1 protein-coding gene is annotated in these 699 nt (G+C 26.6%); it reads right to left on the bottom strand.

The window, feature by feature from the left end; all coding sequences use genetic code 11:
- Positions 1–254 precede the first annotated feature (254 nt).
- The coding region (locus tag CN514_RS25040) for a DUF1836 domain-containing protein (protein WP_141529544.1) at positions 255–699 on the bottom strand (445 nt) is incomplete at its 5' end.

Below are 699 nucleotides of genomic sequence, written 5' to 3' on the forward strand. Positions count from 1 at the left end.
CATACCAGTTAGGGTATTATAGGTTAAAGTTTGTGCACTAGAGAGTAATTTCAAGTGAAAAACTAGCAAATATACTCAAAACCTTTCTAGAATGTATAAAAATTATATATCAGTTAATTACACGCAAAGAAAAAATCAATTCCATCAAAAATACCCTAAGTACATTCTATTAAACATCATGGGGCCTCATTAACACATTTGACTTAACAAATGAAACAGCCCCTCACCCATCCACAAAGCTCCAAAAATGAATTTTATTTCTGCTTCTCAATCATATCCATTACTAGTTTTTCAGCTGCATTTTTATAGAGATTACTCATATTAACGAAAGAAGTAATTAAGAGCAATTGTTCGATATATTCTTTACTTTCATCATCAATCAGTTCAATTTCTTTGTTTACATTTTCACTAGATTGTTGAAGTTCAGTTTTAAACTTTTCGAGGTTTTGTTCATTTAAATGTAAAAAACTTGAATAAATATCATCAATAGTTATTTCATTGTTTTCAAGGATTCTTTGATTTAATCCATTTAAAGTTTCTTTTATATCATTAATCGATAGTGCACCTTTTAAATGATAAATTAAACTGATTAAAATTATATGATTCTTTGTGTATTTCTTATTTTTTATTGGGAAAAGCAATTTAGCTTTAGCGTAATTATTAATCATTGTTTTTGTCATTACTTTATCATTAGAATTC

Origin of the sequence: Bacillus sp. AFS001701 (assembly GCF_002559405.1) — a bacterium.
Taxonomy (GTDB): domain Bacteria; phylum Bacillota; class Bacilli; order Bacillales; family Bacillaceae_G; genus Gottfriedia.